This is a genomic window from Vibrio mytili (assembly GCF_049563345.1).
GTDB classification, from domain to species: Bacteria; Pseudomonadota; Gammaproteobacteria; order Enterobacterales; family Vibrionaceae; genus Vibrio; species Vibrio mytili.
Map to the genome: position 1 here is coordinate 1,444,390 of NZ_CP110481.1, position 19,998 is coordinate 1,464,387.

General features: G+C 43.2%; 20 protein-coding genes and 1 pseudogene. 14 read left to right on the forward strand and 7 right to left on the reverse strand.

Annotated elements, in window-relative coordinates; all coding sequences use genetic code 11:
* Nucleotides 1–4: 4 nt before the first annotated feature.
* Nucleotides 5–1,747, forward strand: a complete 1,743-nt coding sequence (locus ONE56_RS06655; RefSeq protein ID WP_423840467.1) for a DUF3466 family protein — start codon at nt 5–7, stop codon at nt 1,745–1,747.
* A gap of 166 nt (nt 1,748–1,913) precedes the next feature.
* Nucleotides 1,914–2,087, forward strand: a complete 174-nt coding sequence (gene rmf, locus ONE56_RS06660) for a ribosome modulation factor (RefSeq protein ID WP_014231881.1) — start codon at nt 1,914–1,916, stop codon at nt 2,085–2,087.
* A 139-nt stretch (nt 2,088–2,226) separates the two neighbouring features.
* Here the strand turns inward: rmf and fabA are convergent, their stop codons facing one another.
* Both fabA and ONE56_RS06670 read right to left on the reverse strand, forming a co-directional pair.
* Entirely contained in the window at nt 2,227–2,745 is a 519-nt protein-coding gene (gene fabA, locus ONE56_RS06665; protein WP_041154307.1) for a bifunctional 3-hydroxydecanoyl-ACP dehydratase/trans-2-decenoyl-ACP isomerase, read from the reverse strand.
* 64 nt (nt 2,746–2,809) lie between these two features.
* Nucleotides 2,810–4,456 (reverse strand): Lon protease family protein, encoded by a 1,647-nt coding sequence (locus tag ONE56_RS06670; RefSeq protein WP_331438857.1) that lies wholly within the window; start codon nt 4,454–4,456, stop codon nt 2,810–2,812.
* Between the two features lie 235 nt (nt 4,457–4,691).
* On the opposite strand from ONE56_RS06670, the gene matP reads away from it, so the two are divergent.
* The 6 genes from matP to ONE56_RS06700 all read left to right on the forward strand — a co-directional run bounded on the left by matP (nt 4,692) and on the right by ONE56_RS06700 (nt 7,762).
* On the forward strand, nt 4,692–5,141 hold the full coding sequence (matP, locus tag ONE56_RS06675; RefSeq protein ID WP_041154305.1) for a macrodomain Ter protein MatP: 450 nt from the start codon (nt 4,692–4,694) through the stop codon (nt 5,139–5,141).
* Nucleotides 5,142–5,150: 9 nt separating this feature from the next.
* Complete coding sequence (locus tag ONE56_RS06680) at nt 5,151–5,462, forward strand: DUF3634 family protein (protein WP_331438856.1); 312 nt, start codon at nt 5,151–5,153, stop codon at nt 5,460–5,462.
* 145 nt (nt 5,463–5,607) lie between these two features.
* Complete coding sequence (locus ONE56_RS06685; RefSeq protein ID WP_423840468.1) at nt 5,608–5,931, forward strand: hypothetical protein; 324 nt, start codon at nt 5,608–5,610, stop codon at nt 5,929–5,931.
* An 83-nt stretch (nt 5,932–6,014) separates the two neighbouring features.
* Entirely contained in the window at nt 6,015–6,341 is a 327-nt protein-coding gene (locus ONE56_RS06690; RefSeq protein WP_423840469.1) for an antibiotic biosynthesis monooxygenase family protein, read from the forward strand.
* Nucleotides 6,342–6,475: 134 nt separating this feature from the next.
* Nucleotides 6,476–7,021, forward strand: a complete 546-nt coding sequence (locus ONE56_RS06695) for a DUF2726 domain-containing protein (RefSeq protein ID WP_423840470.1) — start codon at nt 6,476–6,478, stop codon at nt 7,019–7,021.
* 225 nt (nt 7,022–7,246) lie between these two features.
* Nucleotides 7,247–7,762: a hypothetical protein gene (locus tag ONE56_RS06700; protein WP_423840471.1), complete on the forward strand. Its 516-nt coding sequence runs from the start codon at nt 7,247–7,249 to the stop codon at nt 7,760–7,762.
* 66 nt (nt 7,763–7,828) lie between these two features.
* Here ONE56_RS06700 and ONE56_RS06705 read toward each other — a convergent pair whose 3' ends face one another.
* The 5 genes and pseudogenes from ONE56_RS06705 to ONE56_RS06725 all read right to left on the reverse strand — a co-directional run bounded on the left by ONE56_RS06705 (nt 7,829) and on the right by ONE56_RS06725 (nt 13,547).
* Entirely contained in the window at nt 7,829–8,257 is a 429-nt protein-coding gene (locus ONE56_RS06705; RefSeq protein ID WP_423840472.1) for a phage protein, read from the reverse strand.
* Nucleotides 8,258–8,581: 324 nt separating this feature from the next.
* Nucleotides 8,582–9,896, reverse strand: a pseudogene (locus ONE56_RS06710) (ISNCY family transposase).
* 281 nt (nt 9,897–10,177) lie between these two features.
* Nucleotides 10,178–11,905 (reverse strand): ATP-binding protein, encoded by a 1,728-nt coding sequence (locus tag ONE56_RS06715; protein WP_423840473.1) that lies wholly within the window; start codon nt 11,903–11,905, stop codon nt 10,178–10,180.
* Nucleotides 11,895–13,076, reverse strand: a complete 1,182-nt coding sequence (locus ONE56_RS06720) for an FIST signal transduction protein (protein WP_423840474.1) — start codon at nt 13,074–13,076, stop codon at nt 11,895–11,897. Before ONE56_RS06720 ends, ONE56_RS06715 begins: the two co-directional genes overlap by 11 nt.
* A gap of 114 nt (nt 13,077–13,190) precedes the next feature.
* The gene (locus ONE56_RS06725) at nt 13,191–13,547 is read right to left on the reverse strand and encodes a hypothetical protein (protein ID WP_041155234.1); all 357 of its coding nucleotides are present in this window, start codon (nt 13,545–13,547) and stop codon (nt 13,191–13,193) included.
* 257 nt (nt 13,548–13,804) lie between these two features.
* Between ONE56_RS06725 and ccoN the strand changes: the two genes are divergently transcribed.
* The 6 genes from ccoN to ONE56_RS06755 all read left to right on the forward strand — a co-directional run bounded on the left by ccoN (nt 13,805) and on the right by ONE56_RS06755 (nt 19,989).
* The gene (ccoN, locus tag ONE56_RS06730; RefSeq protein WP_041157185.1) at nt 13,805–15,232 is read left to right on the forward strand and encodes a cytochrome-c oxidase, cbb3-type subunit I; all 1,428 of its coding nucleotides are present in this window, start codon (nt 13,805–13,807) and stop codon (nt 15,230–15,232) included.
* Between the two features lie 13 nt (nt 15,233–15,245).
* On the forward strand, nt 15,246–15,866 hold the full coding sequence (gene ccoO / locus ONE56_RS06735) for a cytochrome-c oxidase, cbb3-type subunit II (RefSeq protein ID WP_041157184.1): 621 nt from the start codon (nt 15,246–15,248) through the stop codon (nt 15,864–15,866).
* Between the two features lie 9 nt (nt 15,867–15,875).
* The gene (locus ONE56_RS06740; RefSeq protein ID WP_331439266.1) at nt 15,876–16,049 is read left to right on the forward strand and encodes a cbb3-type cytochrome oxidase subunit 3; all 174 of its coding nucleotides are present in this window, start codon (nt 15,876–15,878) and stop codon (nt 16,047–16,049) included.
* Entirely contained in the window at nt 16,049–17,023 is a 975-nt protein-coding gene (gene ccoP, locus ONE56_RS06745; RefSeq protein ID WP_041157183.1) for a cytochrome-c oxidase, cbb3-type subunit III, read from the forward strand. Before ONE56_RS06740 ends, ccoP begins: the two co-directional genes overlap by 1 nt.
* Nucleotides 17,024–17,126: 103 nt before the next feature.
* Nucleotides 17,127–17,603 (forward strand): FixH family protein, encoded by a 477-nt coding sequence (locus tag ONE56_RS06750; protein WP_041157182.1) that lies wholly within the window; start codon nt 17,127–17,129, stop codon nt 17,601–17,603.
* A gap of 4 nt (nt 17,604–17,607) precedes the next feature.
* Nucleotides 17,608–19,989: a heavy metal translocating P-type ATPase gene (locus tag ONE56_RS06755; RefSeq protein WP_423840475.1), complete on the forward strand. Its 2,382-nt coding sequence runs from the start codon at nt 17,608–17,610 to the stop codon at nt 19,987–19,989.
* Nucleotides 19,990–19,998: the final 9 nt, after the last annotated feature.

The window sequence follows — 19,998 nt, forward strand, 5'->3', positions numbered from 1 at the left end:
TTCAATGAGTTGTAGTAACACACTAAAATTAACGACCATCGCGATGATGGTTGGCACAGCAATGAGCGCAAATGCCGCATTGTATCAAGTTGTCGAGGTTTCACCTCAAGATCATGGGTCTAACGGTGACTACGAAACCGCTTATGGCGTGGCGATTCAACAAGGTGATGTCGAAGATGTATCGACGGGTTCGCCTTTTGCGTTAGGGTGTTTTGATGCAGCGGCTAACTGTACAGCAGAGCAGTTCAAGCTTGCATTAGAAACGCGTTCAACCCAGATTTCTTCAGGCCAAGCGGTTGATGGCAACAGCTACAGAGAAGAAGTGCCTTTTGCTATGGATGCGGGTTTTTACTACCTTGAGGAGCGTGATGACTTTGAAAACTATTGTAAACGTCACCTTGGCTACAACACTTGCGACTCTTGGGCACGACTTAACTGGGCTCCTTGGAATAAGGAACGCAACGAGAAAGATTACGCGTCCAATGCGTTAGCGTTTGTTGAGGATGAAGGTGGTGCGTATTCAAACCAATACAATAATATAATTAATAGCCTTACCGCTGATGGCTATGTAGTGGGTAACCAAAGTATTGTCAGCGCGGATGATTCCTCAACTCTCGAAACTCGCAATACGGTTGTTGCGCCTGTGGTGCCAAACATCATTACTGGTGACGATGATGCAGAAGTGGTGGCAAGCCGAGCTTGGGCAACCAATGGCGTTTTCACGGTAGGTAGTGTTTCTAGAAAGGCGAATAACACCAATGGCACACACCATACTTCAAAAGCCGCAATCTGGGACCAAAACGGTAATGTCTCTGAGCTTGGCTGGCCGAGCGCGAAGTCTAAAGAAAACGAGCGTCTAGCCCAAGGCAGTATGCGTGACGTGGTTGTTGATGGCACGACCGTTTACGGCGTTGGCTACAATACTTATGACAACGATCGTAACCAGCTAAACGCGACCGTTTTTGTTGGTGAACTCAGTTCAGAAGGCGTAATTGATGACTCGGTCACTTGGCAAAACAAAGTGGTTAGCGGTGCACGCCAAAGAGAGAGTGGAGAGAGCATTCACTCCAATTCACGTTTAACTGATGTGAACGATCAATTTGTCGCGGTTGGTGAAGCGAAGCGAAGCAAAGTACAATCGGGTGCCTATGCAAATCGTTTGTTTGTTGTGAATGATGTTCGCTCTGACAGCATCAGTGCAAGCTATCTTACCTCTGGAATCTTTTTTGATGGTGCGGGTGGTAAAATTGGCTCGATTAACAACTACAACGAGATTGTTGGTCAGTTAGACGCTAACTCAATCCGTGAGCAAGACGGTAAGGCACGCCGTAAACGCGCTTTCATCTACCCATACAGTGGTAATGGCACAAATTCCGACCGTGCAGACACATTGTTTAGTAGTAAAGCTTGGTTCTTGGATGACTTAACCAATGGTGATGCAAATGATGCTATATCAGAAGCAAACAATGAATTCCGTATCATAGATGCGACCGATATTAACGATGCGGGTGTGATCTCTGGTACGGCGTTGAAGTGTGCGGGTGGTTACCGTTCTACAGACAACAACGCTTCTTGTGATGGCACTGAAGAAGTCGTCGCCGTTAAGTTGCTTCCGATCCCTGATGCGACGAGTGATGATATTGTGACTCGCAGCATAGAAGTAGAAAACGCAGAGCGCAGTGGAGCAGGCTTTGGTTGGTTAACTTTGACCATGCTAGGTCTACTTGGGTTCCGCAGAAAATATTAAAAATTTTCATTTCAAGCCCAGACTCACAGAAATGAGTCTGGGCTTTTTTATGTCTTGAGAAAATCCGAAACTTGATCGATTCTTATAAGTGGAGTCATAAAAACTCCATCAAAGTTTCACAAAAACAGAAGTACGTTTTTAAATGGATCTGTATGAGGAATTAACTATGAAGAGACAAAAGCGTGATCGCCTAGAACGAGCTCAATCTCAAGGCTACAAAGCTGGATTAAATGGAAGGTCTCAAGAGGCTTGCCCATATCAGCAAGTTGACGCTCGGTCGTATTGGTTAGGTGGTTGGCGTGATGCCAGAGATGAAAAAAACTCTGGTCTCTATAAATAACTCCCACATACATATGTAAGGATCTGAAAGGGCTCATAGGAGCCTTTTCTGCATTTATGCGATTGCTTCTATTTATCGGCAATAAAAAAGGCTCCAAGCGGAACCTTTCATTATTTTTTAAGATAGCTTCAAGATTGTTCTAGAAGTTTGAAGTATCTTGGAATAGACCGACTTTAAGGTCTTTCGCCACGTAGATCTCTTTGCCGTCAACGCATACTCGGCCATCGGCTAGCCCCATGACTAGCTTGCGGTTTACAACGCGCTTCATATGGATTTCATAAGTGACTTTCTTCGCGGTAGGAAGAATTTGACCGGTAAATTTCACTTCACCGACGCCTAGAGCACGTCCTTTACCTTTGCCGCCGACCCAACCAAGGTAGAAGCCTACAAGTTGCCACATCGCATCTAAGCCAAGACAGCCAGGCATAACAGGGTCACCAGGGAAGTGACAATCAAAGAACCAAAGATCCGGAGTAATATCTAATTCCGCAAGAATTAAACCCTTGCCGTAATCACCTTCGGTTTCTGACATTTTGGAAATACGATCCATCATCAGCATGTTTGGTGCAGGAAGTTGTGGATAACCCGGACCGAACAGTTCACCTTGGCTAGAAGCAAGAAGATCATCACGGTTATAAGAATCACGTTTGTTTTGCATTATCAATTACTCCAATTTTTGACAGACGCATCTTAGTGAACACGTGTAAGCTAAACAACTCCGATCAGTGCTTAACAAACCAGTTTTTGATGCGCTGCACAATTCCTTCTGAATGCTCGTGCCTTTCAAAGTTGTCAATACGTTCGGCAATTTTCTCAATAATACTGCCTTCTTCGCCTCGAAATGGCTTGTTCATTAAGATTGGGATGGCCTCATCAACCGTCGATACGGCCCAGATGTTAAACTGACCATTTTGAACACTTTCAATGACATCTTTGTGTAAGGCGAGATGCTTTAAATTAGATTTAGGCATAATAACGCCTTGATGTCCAGTAAACCCCTGATGCTTACAGACTTGATAAAAGCCTTCGATTTTCTCGTTCAATCCACCGACGGCCTGAACTCGACCAAATTGATCCACAGCGCCTGTTACCGCAATTTGTTGGTTTACAGGTGACTCAGACAGCGCACTAACAAAACAGCATAACTCAGCGAGAGATGCACTATCTCCATCGACTTCACTGTAGGATTGTTCGAATACAATCGAAGCAGAATAAGGTAACGGTTCATCAAGATTCATTGCAGAACTCAGAAAAGCTTGCATGATCATCATTCCTTTTGCGTGAAGGTTTCCGCCCAATTCCGCTTTACGTTCGACATCAGAGACATCACCATCACCAAAATGAATAACACAGGAAATACGTGCAGGTTCACCGTAAGAGACAGGGTGGCCGGCCATTTCAATCACCGTTAATCCATTAATCTGACCAATATGCTCACCTGTGGTTTCAATGATCACCTGACCATCAAGAATGTCATAGACTGCACGTTGAGGCAGATACGATTCGCGATAATACTTGTCGTCTATCGCTTTATCTATCGCATCGTAGCTGATTACATCGCTGTCGCTGTGTTGGCAGGCAAGATTGAGCAGTTGGCTATGCCAAAGAACGCCAAGGGGCAGATAATGCTGATCCTCAGTGTATCGCATACCTGCAAGCATTAATCTTCTTAAAGCTGGCTCATCTAAAGTAGGGAGCTTGTATTCAGAGCATAACCAGTTAACAAAACCGAGATACAGCGTTAAATTCGTTTCAGAAAGGTGTATGTCTTCTTCAACTTCCGTGTACATACTAAAGCCGGAAGTAAAGTCGTCATCCACATATTCTAGATCAGCCAACTGGCTGCGATCTCCGGTCACGATAAGTTTCACATCGTACGTGTTGGCGTTGACAGCTTCAGAAGCAAGTCGGTTAGGGCTTAGGTTCATCGGAGCGAAAGCTTGCTTTTGAATCGCGGACTTAATTGCTGGCCAGTACCCAGGGTTCGCCAGAATTAAATTGGCAGGCACGATCAAATATCCGCCATTGGCCTTCGACATTAAACCAGCTTCAAATGTCACTTCGCCTGTCGGGCTAGTGCAATAGCGATCAAATAAGATCTTGATATCAAGAGATTCCGTAGAGACAACGGGGATTGAAGCGCAATTTTCCAACGCGTCACAGATAAAACCACGGTATATTGAATTATCAACACTGTTAACCAGTAATACCCGAGTAAGGCTATTCATACTAGTAAAACGGGAGATTGTGGCCGACAGTCGGGGCTGCAAATCGAGAAATGTTTTTTCAGGTAGTGTTGAAGCAGACTTCAAAAGCGCTTCGTATTGATCGAACGAAGGCGTAACGTCTTGCCAATTAAGTTGGTTCATTAAATATCATCATAAATTAGTCTCTTGTCGCCATTATATACTTAAATGGCGTTGAGATGCAGGTTTCACCACTTTGATTCACTCTCGGTGAGTGTTGGCAAACAAACACGAAAATTTTGTTGGGTGATATTTAGACAAATGGGTGATCAACATCGATACTTCAGACAGATTTGTTTGCTTGAACGTAACGTTATGGGTTACGCTGTCACCAGATACTATTCACGGGTCGGAAAGGATGAAATATCAGCAACTTGAAAATTTAGAATGCGGTTGGAAATGGACGTATCTGATAAAAAAGTGGAAGGACGGAGAGGCAATTACTCGACATATTGACTCGAGTGAAGCTGATGCTGCTATCCAAGAGCTGCGTGGCCTCGAGCACGAGCCAACCCTTGTTCTCGCTTGGATTGAAAATCATATGTCAGAAGAGCTAGACAACAAGCTTAAACAGGCGATCCGTGCCAAACGAAAACGCCACTTTAACTCAGAACAAGTTCATACAAAGAAAAAGTCGATTGATCTGGACTATCGCGTCTGGGAGAAGCTTTCAAATCGTGCGAACGAACTAGGCTGTACGCTTTCCGATGCTATTGAATACCTTGTCTCTGAAGCATCAAGAAGCGAGAAAGCGAGTAAAAAGGTAACGTCAATTAAAGAAGATTTGAGTAAGCTACTGTCCAGTTAAGGAGTGCAAATGTTATACGTAATATTGATCGCTGCTGTTGTTATTTTTTGGCTTATCGCTGTTGATAGACCGGTACTCAAAGTCTCCTTTAGCGATGGGAAAATAAGTAAAGTGAAAGGGCATCTTCCACCAACTTTTAAACACAATTTGGAAGATATTAGCGAACATAACCCGTTCACTGGTGAGATGAAAGTCTACAACCAGCGCACAGGCATGCGCTTGGTATTCTCAAAACAAGTACCGAAGAAGACTCAACAAAGGATCAGGAACGTTTTTCCTCATCAAGGTTTTAAAACCAGCAAAGGTAAAAAGCGCGCATAGCGGACTTCAAACAGTGTCCATCTGATGTTTCTTAACCATTACTTATCCGTGTTAAATGGGACGCAAAACTGCGTCCCATTTTTGTATTAGCATCATTAAAAATTAATGATAAGCCAATGATTTAACGATAGATAAGTAAAGCTCAATGAAAAGATACGTTGTCACGTTTATAACTTTGGTTTCTCTTAGTTTTCCGGCCTTGTCGGACGATGCAGAAACAAACCCGCTTGCTAGAAAGATAAAGAAACAGCTACAAAGTAAAGTGAGCGGTAGGTTCGATGGCTATCACGGTTACTGTGACGTGATGATAGAAATGGAGCACAAGGGCAGTAAAGCCAGAATAAAACGCGTATCTGGCACCGGAGACAAAAAAGTCTGCCAATACGTAAAGTCCAATTTAAAACTAGGGAAACGTTTTCGTTACCAGTTCCCAGAGAAGTATATAAGACTCCATATTTCAACGGGTTAATGAATATCTCCAGATGCTAAATGATTAAACCAAGGTTACAGGGTAACGAACATGGAGCCCAACAATACTATACGGAGAGTAATATGTTTATAGCGGTGTACGAATTCGAAATAAAAGAAGGAACAGAGTCTCTATTTCGAAGAGCCTGGCTTGAAGTGACCAAAAGCATTTATCAGAATTGCGGGAGCTTTGGCTCTAGGCTCCACACATCCGAGAGACCCAATATTTTAGTTGGCTACGCGCAATGGCCAAGCAAAGCACAATGGGAAAAAGACCATCAACTAACGGACGCACTTTATCAAAAAGCACGAAATGAAATGCGTGATTGTCTCGTCCAATCCAAAACAGTGTATAAACTGGAAGTCTGTGATGATTATTTGCAAGAGACATTAGTCCCAAATGTTTCCTAGAGACCGGAAGGTGTGCACCGAGGCTTAGAGAAAGTATGAAAGTGAATGTGTTTAGCTCTGTTGATTACGTTAAAAAGTAAAAGACATGCTACTATGCGGGTCAGTATGCATATGATCGGGAAGTGGAATCAAAAGTGGTTGAATTAATAGCAATTTTATCGTTTATTTTTGTTATCTATCTGTTCAAAAGAACAAATAAAAACAGTAACGACAAAGCGGAAATAGAGCCTTTTACTGCGTCAAATACTAGCCTGCAAACAAGGGCAAATGCACTGAAAAAGAAACCTGTACCTCACAAAAAGAACGACTATCTTTGTTCAAAAAGTGAAAACGGTTTCTATCAGGTTCTTTTGAGAGTTTTGCCTTCAGACTATATTGTACATTGCCAAGTATCGATGATGGCGTTGATTCAGCCAGTAAACTTTAAAGATAATTCAAAGACTTGGGCTAAGAGAATAGATTACGTCATAACTGATCGAGATACGAAGATACTCGCCGTTATTGAGTTGGACGACTCTTCGCATCGGCAGAAGAAGCGCCAAGAGCGCGATTCATATGTAAACTCCGCTTTTCAAGGGCATCACAAACTAATTCGAATCGAAGCTCAGAGCAATTATGACCCCGTAGTAATTGCGTCTCTTTTAGAGAGAGATACACTTATCAAATGCAACGCTCTATAGCCCGTTCAGAAATATGGATAGGACGACCACCAGATTTTAAGCCGAGTAGGGAGCCGATACCGTGAGCGTGTCGATTGACCTCGACGGGCTTCACCGTCAAATTGACATTTTCTTTCCAAAATCGAAGCCAAAAAAAGCCGAACCTTATTAGCGATGGGGTTCGGCTTTTTGTTTTTTTTGTATCATGATAATTTATCCATCAACTAATTGAATGGATTTAAGATCATGAGAGCTTTTTTTGTTAACTCTTACAAGTGGGTGAGATTTTTTTACAAATGGTCATTCCATCATAAAACTCATGCTGAAAGTTGGCGTAAGGCTGGCGTATTCTTTCTTACTGTAGGTGCAATTACCTTCATGCAAGTTACTTTAGTTCTTATGCCTATGGAAAAGGAAGGAAACTTCAATCTCTACGAAGTAGAAAGAATTGAACAGATTGATATAAAAAAAATACTTGAACATGAGTGCAAGTTAGACAGCAAGGCGTATACGCAATGCTCTGTAGCCCAATATCATTTAAATAATGTAAATGTGTTATTGCCAATTTTTAAAAACGTAAGTCTTGTGGCTATTACACTCGGCATAATGCTTCTGTTCCTTTATTTAATTAGTTGTTTGGAGAAGAAGCCCGAAGAATTCGCGTCGTGGGTTGCAGAGCATCATAAAGATACGTCCTTAGATGGAAAACGTGATAACAAAGAGGATGTTCGTAGTTCAATTGACAATCAGAATGTTAGCTAGAAGTATCGGAGACTAGACAGCAAAATGGCTCATGATTTAGAAAATTGAACATTCAGACCAATTCATTTATCTATTCTTAGACTTAGTCGGTATCCATTCGGCGGCTTTCATTCTACGGCCGCCACGAAACGGCAACACATTTTCTTTTGCGGGGTAAATCTTGGGTTGGTCTACGTGACCATGCTTTTCGACAAGCTGGCGATGTTCATCACGCCAGAACACAAAGCTTTCCAATTCTTTAGGGTTGAACTCACGACCGGACGGCGTGATAAACACCGCACGTTTCTCACAGATTCGAAATCCTGACCAACGCACGTCATTAGGCAAGTAACCAAGCGATTTAATGAGTAGCAGTTTTTCCGCCATGGGATTGATGGGAACCGTGCCATCTAACCAACGGGTAATTGTTGGTTTGGACACGTGAAAAAACTCAGCGCCTTGCTTGATGGACGTAAACTCACGCCAATAAAGTGTGCGGAATGATTCGTGAAACATGACAACGCTCGCAATTTGGATAACAGGCTAAAAATATTTTTCTTGGTGTTTTTGCCGATACCGAACGCAACATTATGTGGCGGTCGGGGTTTTCGGTGTTTTTTGTAGATTGTTCAAAATGAACGATACAAATAGTACAAGTAACTTGAGTTATGGAAATGGACAAAATAAAAAATTACAGCCCGGTTATCAGACACTTATGTAATAGCTCATCAAAGTGTTAGCCTTTGTTAACAACCAACCCCTATGTTATTCCCACTTTAAAATGTCCTATTGTCAGCAAAGTAGAAATGTCCGGTTAGATAAGTTGAGCAAGTAGGAGAGTCAACGTTTATTGGTACTGGCTTTGAAGGTCTCAGGGTTGATTAATACCGGGTTGATGATTCGTAACTGCTCCTGGATCGCCCGTTGTTGAGCCCGTCGTTTTGGGGCACTTTTGCTGCGTGAACGTTTCTGTTGTTGCTCGAATTCATCTTGTTGCTGTTGGGCAAATTTTAAAACTTGTCCTAACCGTTTGTTGTCGACGATTTGAGTCTGTTGAACGTGCTCAAGCTTATCAAAGGTTTTGAAAGGTAGCTTGCGATGGCCGTAAAGAATGGCGATGTCGCCGTTTGGGTAGTCCAATACTTTGACGTTCTCATGCACCAGTCGGGCGTTTTCTTCCGTATTTTCAATTAAGTAAACCACTTTATCGTACTGAAAGGTCAACGCGTTGGAGAGCTTACGAATTTCCTGCCAACTGAAAATATCGTCAAGTTCCTGCGGGGTTTCCCGAACTTTGCGGTGCATGTCTTTTGGATAGTGCGCCGGTTTGGCGAAGCGTCGGTTAAAATCAGCGATGAAGTAGGGAAGCCAGGCATTGGCGTGTTCCATATTATCAATACCTTGCAGACGCATTTCTTTCACTAAGCGATCCTGTAACGTTTGATTGGCTCTCTCGACACGGCCTTTGGCCTGCGAGCTGTTGGCACAAATCAGCTCTATACCCAGTTCGCGTAATATACGCCCATACTGAGTCTGGCCAACTTGCTTGTGTTTTTCTTGGTTAACCCGAAATATCGAGTGCTTATCACTATAGAACGCCACCGGTTTCCCATGCTCATTGAGGTATTCTCGGGTTGCAATCATATAGTCGAAGGCGGATTCGGTCTCGCTAAAACGCAGGTTCATCAGCCGACCGGTCGCATCATCCAAACCAGTCATGATGAGAGCCATCAATTTGGATGAGTTCGCCTAAGCAGTCACGACGATAGCGAGGTTGATACACACGGGGCTTACGCTGTGAATGTGGCACCCAGAGACCATCGGCAATCATCCATTGACGGAGGGTTTCTTTACAGACGGCGAGATTATGCTGCTCAGTCAATTTTTCTAAGGCAAACGTAGGAGAAAAATCACTGTAGTGTTCTCGAATGATCTCTAGGACAGTAGCCTTAAACTGACTTGAATAACATCGGTTACTGGGACGACCTCTGGCGGCGTGCGCTAATGCAGAGGCACCTTGTTCATTTAGCAAGGACAAGAGCCTACGAACTTGTCTAGTTGAAAGATGTAGGATGTCAGCGGCATCCATTTGGCTTAATCGATGGTCACGTAAATCACTAAGCACTTTAAATCGCTGAATATCACGTTCACTCATAGCAATCAGCATCGGTTGATGTCCTCAAACGAATGGATTTCCATAAGTATAAGAGGACATTTTGAAATAGCTCATACCGGACATTTCTAAATAGCTCCTACACCCTAGGTGCGCATTATGTATATTATGTTAAATGGTGTGTGGGTCTATTTGAAATGTGGCCTTGTTTTCCCTCCTATCCCACTCAGATTTCAATTTAAAGCGTTCTATTAAACATAATGGCTATTTACCATAAAATACTTAATATAGGTCTTAATAATCTTCGATTGTTAAGACCTATATTAACGATCTAAAAACAACTGTATGGCGTCATAAATATCTTGTCGTCTGACAGGCTTTGATACAAAACCATTCATACCAGCAGCTAAACATTTATCGCGGTCACTTTCTAAAGCATGTGCGGTCAACGCTATGATTGGTGTATCGAGTCCTTTTTCGCGAATCAGGCGTGTTGCGGTAATCCCATCCATGATCGGCATGGATACGTCCATCAAAATCATATCGATGTTGACCGCGTTCTTTTCTAAGAACTTTACAGCTTCGGCGCCATTGCTGGCCATTTGAACTTTATGTCCTAGTTTGTTTAAGAGTAATTTAATGACAAGCTGATTGGATTGCGTGTCTTCTACGATCAGTAGATTTAACGCTTTACTTGGATGGTTTGCTTCAATCTTGACTGGAAAATTTTGTGTGCTTCGGGTTAACACTGGAATTTTTACAACGAACTTCGTTCCTAAGTTTTCTTGGCTTTCAACCTGGACAGTACCTCGCATCATCTCTATCAAGTGCTTGGTAATGGCTAGCCCTAAACCGGTACCGCCAAATCGTCTCGTTATCGAACGATCAATTTGATGGAACGCTGTAAACACGTACTCTAATTTATCTTTGGAAATTCCGATCCCTGTGTCTATTACAGTAATGGAAAGCTCGTTATTTCTCTCACGGACTTGCACACTGACTTTTCCCTTATCGGTGAACTTTATTGCGTTACCGATGAGGTTAAATAAGATTTGAGAAAGTCGCGTTGAGTCAATCCAATACTGTTGGTGTTCAGATACATTGCAATCCAGTTTAAATTCGAGCATTTTCCTAGTAGCTGATTGTTTCTGCTGAGAAAAAACAAAAGTGACAACGTCATGTAAATTCACCCATTGCTCACTAAGTAAAAAGCTCCCCGACTCTATTTTTGATAAATCCAATATGTCGCTCATGATGGTAAGTAAGAGTTCTGCTGAAAACTCCATTTGATTCAAGGCGTCACATTGTTCTTCTGATAATGTGGATTGGCGTAAGATGTCCAACATGCCAAGTACCGAGTTTAATGGGGTTCGAATTTCGTGACTCATCATGGCAAGAAACTCGGACTTCGCTTGGTTAGCCAATTCCGCTTCTTCGCGAGCTTTGGCAAGTTGTGCCGTTCTTACCTCTACGATACGCTGTAACTTTTCCTTGGTTTCAATATCAATGACCGCTCGTTCTATAAGAGGCCGAAAGCGTCGAAGTGTTTCTCTATTTTCGATACTGAAATGACCTTTTCGAGCGCCAACCAACAGAATAATATTTTGTGTTACTTCTGTACGTATCCCCGTTAGAATTACCGAATTAAAGTGACTTTTAACAAAGACATTCAACTTAGATAGCTCATCTAAGCGTGTTGGTTCAAACAGCAATATACATTCCCCATTGAGCGCTCGCTCCATGGCGTTACCGTGTAACCAATTTACTTGATCAAACACGCTATTTGTTGATATTAGCGTTTTGAAGGGATACCGTTCATCATCACGGCTTATCACAATAAAATCTTGAAAGTTAATGTGTTTTTTTAGTGCGTCATTTAAGCCAGTAAATATCTCATTGCGGTTTTTGGCTTCACTCATTGCAGAGATCGCGTCTAGTATTGCCTTGTTCTCGTCCGCGAGAAGGCGCTCTCTCTCTTTGGTCTGTTTTAGGTCAACCAGCGCTTCTTGCAAAGCCTCTTGTTGATACGTATCTAAATATCTATCTTTCATAAGGTTTGTGGAATATTGCCGATGAAATCATTAGGTTTCCATGCCCATTCTCACCACCAACAAACCTTCCCTGCTCTCCAAATGTAAACGGACAGATAAATGGTAGGTTGTTTAACTCATGATTAATTTGGTGGCACACGCTTTCCATATCTTGCTTTAGGTGCAACATTGGTCCCGCACAAAAAATATTTATTACCCCTATTTTACGAGATTCTCCGAGCTTTTGGTTGAAGGCTGCATTGACGACTTTAGAGGCTCTGGCAATAAGGTTCTCTCGGCTTCCTTTCATAAGCGTAAGCGACTCACCTTCGTCAATGTTAGTAAAGAGCTCTATTCCACCATTTGCGGTCTCTCTAATGGGATGTGATAACTTGTAATATGGACGATCGTATATGTAACCAGCTACACGACCTAAAGGAAAAGCACTAGAGCTTATGAACAAAAGGTCATTTTTATTGGAGCGACTTTCTTCGTGGTTTGTCCAGCGACGATACACATCTAACGCGGGTTGACCGTCGATTTCTAACAAAATTCGCTTGTCAGTTTTGGTTGCAACACCTGTTATATTGGTTGGCGTATGACCTGCACTAAAGGCGACATCAATAGGTTGTGATGAGTAGAAGAGTGTCAGACTGATTCCTTTCTTTTGGTAACCTTGAGATGTAATGATTGACCATTTACCCTCAACGTTATTGTCTGCAGAAGAGCCTCCGATGATGGGAACTAAGGTTCCGAACCGATCGTCAATCGATTGTATAATCGACTCTTCATCTCCTGGTGTTGCATGTAAAAGAATGAGATTGGGCACTTCCCCAACACGTTTGGCACTTTCTAACGCCATATCAAGAGCGACTGTCACTCCTTTAGGCTCAGTACATGGTGAAATGCCAGTTCCGTATGCGTGTGGCCCCAAATCGTATACCGCTAACACCGCAATGACTGGCCCTGAATGGAACCCTTCATCCGTCATTATCGCCTGGCACGAACTTGAACCTTGAAATGGAATACCGGGAAAAAAGTTTAACAGTGCTTCACGAACTTGCTTGAAGTCGTACTCCTCTGTGTAATAGCAAATGAGATAAGAAAGGTTCTCTTTGGCAAGTTGAGATCCAAACTTTTCAACGGCTAAGTACTCATCAGTGATGTGCGTATAAAGTGATCGACAGTGCATAGGTTCCAACGATTCTCAGTAACTTCCTTGTTTATACCATTCCCTCCATTTACGAAAGGTGGGAAAAGTACGTATTTCCTAATTTAGTTGCGATTATCGCGCGTCAGATCTGATTTATAAATGAATTAAGACAATGTTTCCGTCTATTTTTAGCCTAATTACCTTATTTTCTGATATGGAATTCCAGTCAATGATTTCGTCTGAAACACTTATGCTCGAGAATGCATTATCTTGATTCAGATCAATTTTTATTGTGTTGCTTTTCGTCGTTTCGAATGAAATGCCTTGTGAGTTACGTGTAATCGTAATTTTTTCTTCACCAATATTGACTACGCAGCTTCGTTTTTCTGAACAGTCAAGGCGCTCTATATCCTCATGTGTCAAGGTGCGCCAGAAAAACGCGATAGTTAAAATACTGAGAGTGATTAAGATTTGCGCAAGCCTCGCCTTTGTTAACTTTTGTGCAGGCATAATTTCCGAATATCCTTGTTACAAACTTCAAACTTTTGAGATAAAAAAGGCGTTCTCAAGCCTTAATAAGGTTACTAACCTGTCATTGAATTGTTAACTCAAGTATAGTTAGCCTTTGAAAATACCACTTTTTATAAAGTAAGTAATAGAAAATAAAGTGATGATAACACTTAAATTCTAAAGTTTGCTTGGGTGGTGTTACGACGCAAGTCGTGTTGGAAGTAAAGTGTAGTTAATTAGAAATTGGAAGCATGCAAATGAGCCAAGTACAGCAGCTTGAACAAAACTACAACTATACAGTCGTTCGTCAATTTACCCTCGTGACCATCTTGTGGGGTATAGTCGGTATGTCTGTTGGTGTTTTGATTGCCGCTCAACTAGTTTGGCCACAGCTAAACTTTGATACGCCGTGGTTGACGTACAGTCGTTTACGTCCACTGCATACTAATGCGGTAATTTTCGCGTTTGGTACGAGTGCCCTGTTCGCAACATCTTATTATGTTGTTCAGCGTACTTGTCAAACACGTCTTTTTGGTGGCCCACTCGTTGCCTTCACCTTTTGGGGATGGCAATTAATAATTTTAGCCGCAGCGATTACTCTACCTATGGGGATGACCACCTCTAAAGAGTACGCTGAACTAGAATGGCCTATAGATATCGCAATCGCGATAGTATGGGTGTCTTACGCAGTGGTGTTTTTTGGAACGCTGGTGAAGCGCAAAACCTCCCACATTTATGTGGCAAACTGGTTCTTCGGCGCGTTTATTATCACTGTCGCGGTTCTGCATATTGTGAACAGTATGGCAGTCCCTGTCTCTCTAACTAAATCGTATTCGATTTACTCGGGAGCTGTGGATGCAATGGTACAGTGGTGGTACGGGCATAACGCCGTAGGTTTCCTGCTTACAGCCGGTTTCCTTGGTATGATGTATTACTTCGTTCCTAAACAAGCTGAGCGTCCTGTTTATTCCTACCGTTTATCGATCGTTCACTTTTGGGCATTGATTTCTCTTTATATTTGGGCAGGTCCGCACCACCTTCACTATACCGCGCTACCAGACTGGACTCAGTCTTTGGGCATGGTCATGTCGCTAGTTCTATTTGCGCCATCTTGGGGTGGCATGATTAACGGTATTATGACGCTCTCTGGGGCTTGGCATAAACTTCGCTACGACCCTATCCTACGTTTCCTAATTGTGTCTCTTTCATTCTATGGTATGTCTACCTTTGAAGGCCCAATGATGGCGATTAAGACGGTTAACGCATTGTCACACTATACTGACTGGACGATTGGTCACGTGCACTCTGGCGCGTTAGGTTGGGTTGCTATGGTGTCTATTGGTTCGATCTACCACCTAGTTCCTCGTCTGTTTGGGCAAGAGCGTATGTACTCGGTTGGTCTAGTCAATGTGCACTTCTGGTTAGCGACTATCGGTACTGTGTTTTATATCGTGGCGATGTGGATCTCTGGTGTAATGCAAGGTCTGATGTGGCGTGCAGTTAACTCTGACGGTACGTTAACTTACAGCTTTGTTGAATCCGTAGAGGCGTCATACCCATTCTACTTTGTGCGTTTCCTAGGCGGTTTAATCTTCCTATCAGGTATGCTGCTAATGGCATACAACACGTACAAAACGGTTACAGCGCCAAAGGAAAGCCTTAAGGCTATTCCTCATCCGGCATAAGGAGATTTAAAGAATGAGTAATAATTCTAATAATCGCCATGAATTTCTAGAACGTAATGTCGGTTTGTTGGCTATTTTCATCGTTTTTGCTATCAGTTGGGGCGCGCTTGTTGAAATCACTCCGCTTCTGTTTCAAAAGCAAACCACTGAGCCTGTAGAAAACCTACGTGCTTATACGCCATTAGAAATGGAAGGCCGTGATATCTACATCCGTGAAGGCTGTAGCGTTTGTCACAGTCAAATGGTTCGTCCTTTCCGTTCTGAAACGGAACGTTACGGCCACTACTCTGTTGCTGGCGAAAGCGTTTGGGAACATCCATTCCTTTGGGGCTCGAAGCGTACTGGTCCAGATTTGGCTCGCGTTGGTGGCCGTTACTCTGACGAATGGCATCGTGTTCACTTAATGGATCCTCGTGAACTTGTTCCAGAATCAAACATGCCTGGTTTCCCATGGCTGGCTGAGAATGTATTGGACGGCAAACTGACACAGAAAAAACTAGAGTTATTCCGTGACCAGTTCGGCGTTCCATATGAAGATGAACAAATCGCGAATGCGGCTAAAGAAGTAGAAGGTAAAACAGAGATGGATGCACTCATCGCTTACCTTCAGTCTCTTGGTCATGCAATGAAGTAAGGGGGATATATGGATTACGGTACGATTCATAGTATTTATACCGTTGTGCTCTTCGCTAGTTTTATCGGCATTGTATGGTGGGCATTTAGCAAAAAACGTAAAGCGCGTTTTGAAGAAGATGCCAACCTAATCTTCGCTGACGAAGAACAAACGACCCCTAATAACCAAGGAGTGAAGAAGTAATGACTACATTCTGGAGTCTCTGGATTATCGTGATTACTATCGGTACGCTAGTGGGCTGTGCAATTCTCCTTACTTGGTGCGCAAAAGATAAAATGGGCGTCGAGGAAGGGGAAGACATGGGTCACGAGTACGATGGTATTCGCGAACTAAATAACCCGCTGCCAAAGTGGTGGACTTACCTGTTTGTAAGCACATTTGTGTTTTCAGCCATTTACCTTGCTCTCTTCCCTGGTTTAGGTAGCTTTAAAGGCTTCTTGAATTGGCAGAGTTCGAACCAAACGGTTCGTTCACTGGAAGAGTCGCAACAAGCGATTGCGGCGGCACAACAAAACAAGCAACTTGACCAATATGCAAAAGAATTAGACGATGCTGACGCCTACTTTGGTGAAGCTTTCCGTGCGCTTGCGCATAATGAAAATGGTTTACGCCCTATCCCTGAGATTGCTAAGGATCCCGAAGCATTGAAGGTAGGTCAGCGTTTGTTCTTACAAAACTGTTCACAATGTCATGGTTCTGATGCCCGTGGTCAAACAGGGTTCCCTAACCTGACTGACGATGCGTGGCTATATGGTGGTGAGCCTGAAGCAATAGTGACAACCATTTTACATGGTCGCATTGGTCAAATGCCGGCATGGAAGGATGCGCTTGGCGAGCAAGGTGTTCAAGAAGTTGTAAGTTATGCACTTAGCCTATCAGGACGTAAGGTCAACGCACGTGAAGCGGCGGCTGGTAAAGCACGCTTTGTGGTGTGTGCAGCATGTCACGGTACAGACGGTAAAGGTAACCCTGCAGTTGGTGCTCCTGACCTAACCGACCAAGACTGGCTGTTTGGTGATTCGCGTGCAGCGGTTACTGAAACAGTAATGAACGGTCGTTCTGGCGTCATGCCGGCATGGAAGGATATTCTGGGCGAAGACAAAGTTCAGCTTGTTGCTTCCTACGTCTGGAGCTTAAGCAACTCCGAGAATAAATAACTGAGACATTAAGTAACATATCAATAACAGCCCCTTTTTTAGGGGCTGTCTTTCCTTTAAATTTAAAGCCTTACATTTTCATTTAGCTGTTGAGAACTTTTTTATGGTAAAGCCTTGGTATAAACAGTTTTGGCCGTGGTTCCTAATAATCCTACCTCTTACGGTAGTCGTATGGACAGTCATTACCGTTATCGTTTTTTCGAAAAACTCCGTGTCTTTAGTTGCTGAGGATTACTATAAAAAAGGCAAAGGGATAAACGTAGACATCAGTAAAATGAATGTCGCACGTGACCTTGGTTTGCACGCGGTCCTTTCTTCAAAAAATAACAGCATCGTGGTTAAATTTGATAAAGGTGAGTTATCCCACTACCCGGCTTTGCTCGCGACATTTACTCACCGCACTCTCCCTGATCGTGACTTTTCTAAACTTATTACAGCCGATGCATCGGGCAATTACCGTTTAACGGCTGACGAATCTATTCAAGGACCTTGGTTTGTTGAACTTGAGCCCCACGACAAACAATGGATGCTTCAAGGCAAAATTGAGTTTCCAGCCGTTTCAATCGATTTGATGAAGTAACGCTATGACGCAATCCTGTTACCACTGTGGTGAAGATGTACCAGAAAACACGGATTATAAAGTAGAAATACTGGGCGATGTTCGTGATATGTGCTGCCCTGGTTGTAAAACCGTCGCACAAACCATCGTTGATAGTGGCCTTGTTTCCTATTATCAATATCGAACCACCCCTGCAGAAAAAGCGGATTTAGTCCCAGAGCAACTTCAAGCTCTCATTCATTACGACAATGAAGATGTGCAATCAGAATTTGTGCGCAATCGAGAAAATGTGTCAGAAGTGACGCTCTCTCTCGAAGGTGTCTCTTGTGCCGCTTGCGCATGGTTAATCGAAAAACAAGTGTCTCACACCAAAGGCTTGGTTTCGATTCGAGTTAATACTACAACGAACCGTGCTTTACTTGCTTGGGATAAAACGCAAGTTAAGCTAAGTGAACTGTTATCAGTTATCCATAAATTGGGCTACAAAGCCGCCCCTTTTGAAGCTGATAAGCAAGAAGCGTCTTATCACCAAATGATGAAGCAGTACCTTTATCGATTGGGTATCGCAGGCTTGGCCACGATGCAAGTGATGATGCTTGCCGTTGCATTGTACCTCGAAGTATTCGGAGATTTAGAGCCAGAATTTAAAAACTACTTTCGTTGGGTTAGCCTGATATTTGCAACCCCCGTTCTACTGTATTCTGCCTTTCCTTTTTACTTGAACGCTTGGCGTAGTATCAAAGGACGAACATTGGGGATGGATGTCCCAGTTTCGATTGCTCTGTTGTTTGCGTATGTCGCCAGCTTGGTAGCAACCGTTACCGAGCAAGGTGAAGTATTCTTCGAATCAATCTCTATGTTCACCTTCTTCTTGCTTGTTGGACGTTTTTTAGAAATGCGAGCAAGACGAAAAGCAGCAGCAGCCAGCGGCAACCTGTTAAAACTCATTCCAGCAATGGCGACAACGTTAGATGGTGAACAAATCCCAGTTAAGACGTTGAAAGTCGGTGATCGTATTCGCGTATTGCCTGGAGAACATATCCCCGCGGATGGAACGGTGCTTTCAGGACGTATTCACATTGATGAATCTATGCTAACCGGTGAGTCGGTCCACGTCGCCAAAAAGTGCGGCGATGCCGTCTATGCGGGAACGCTGAATGGAGAGGAATCTTTTGAGCTTGAAGTGACCAACTCGAAAGCGGATTCCGTTATATCTAACATCGTGCGTTTGCAAGATGAAGCACAACATTCAAAGCCAAAAATTGCCGAGATTGCAGATGTCGTAGCGCGCTATTTTGTTGGTGCGATTCTAATCATTTCAGCGGGTACCTGGCTTTACTGGCATCAGACTAAGCCAGATGATGCGTTTTGGATTATGTTGTCGGTTTTGGTTGCAACCTGCCCTTGTGCGCTTTCGTTAGCAACACCAACCGCACTAACTTGTGCAACCTCACGCATGGGTAATTTTGGCATTCTTTTACGTAAAGGACATGTTTTTGAGACGTTATGTAAGGTTAATCATCTCGTTGTCGACAAAACGGGGACGTTAACAAAAGGCGATATCGAAATTAGTCATACCGAACTGACAACGAATATGTCCGAAGAAGACTGTCTTGCTCTGGCTGCGGCGCTAGAATCTCACGCCAACCACCCGATTGCCCGTGCTTTCTCTTCATACATCAAGGACAAGGTGACGATTTCTGATGTCCAGAACGTAATTGGCTCTGGTGTAGAAGGATACTGGCAAGATAAGCTCGTTAAAATAGGTAACGCCTCTTTTGTACTGAATCAAACCCGCGACGAGAGCAACGCCGTGTATTTGTCGGTAGACACCAATCACGTAGCAACATTTTATTATAGAGACCCTATTCGTAAAGAAAGCCGTGACTTTATCCAGCGCTTTGCTGATGCAGGTATAAAAACTACGTTGTTAACGGGTGATTCAATTCAAAACGCTAAGCCAGTCGCCGATGAAGTCGGCATTGAGCACATTGTTGCTTCTGCTAAACCTGAAGATAAGCTTGCCTATCTTAAGAGTTTAGATAGCAATGATATATCGATGATGGTTGGCGATGGTATAAACGATGCGCCAACCCTTGCAGGCGCTCATCTTTCTGTCGCTATGGGCGGTGGGACCGATGTTGCTAAAGCCTCTGCAGATATGACGTTGTTGAGCGACAACTTAGACAAACTACTTGAAGCTCGCTCACTGGCACTGCGTACAAGAAAAATCATCCGTGAAAACTTGGCTTGGTCTTTAGGTTATAACCTGTTAATTTTGCCTTTAGCGGTCGCTGGTCTTGTTGCTCCGTATATTGCAGTGGTTGGCATGTCTGCAAGTTCAATTATTGTCGTGTCCAACTCTCTCCGCTTGCTAAAAGAAAACAAGCTAAAAGAGAATAATTAGAGAAGCAAA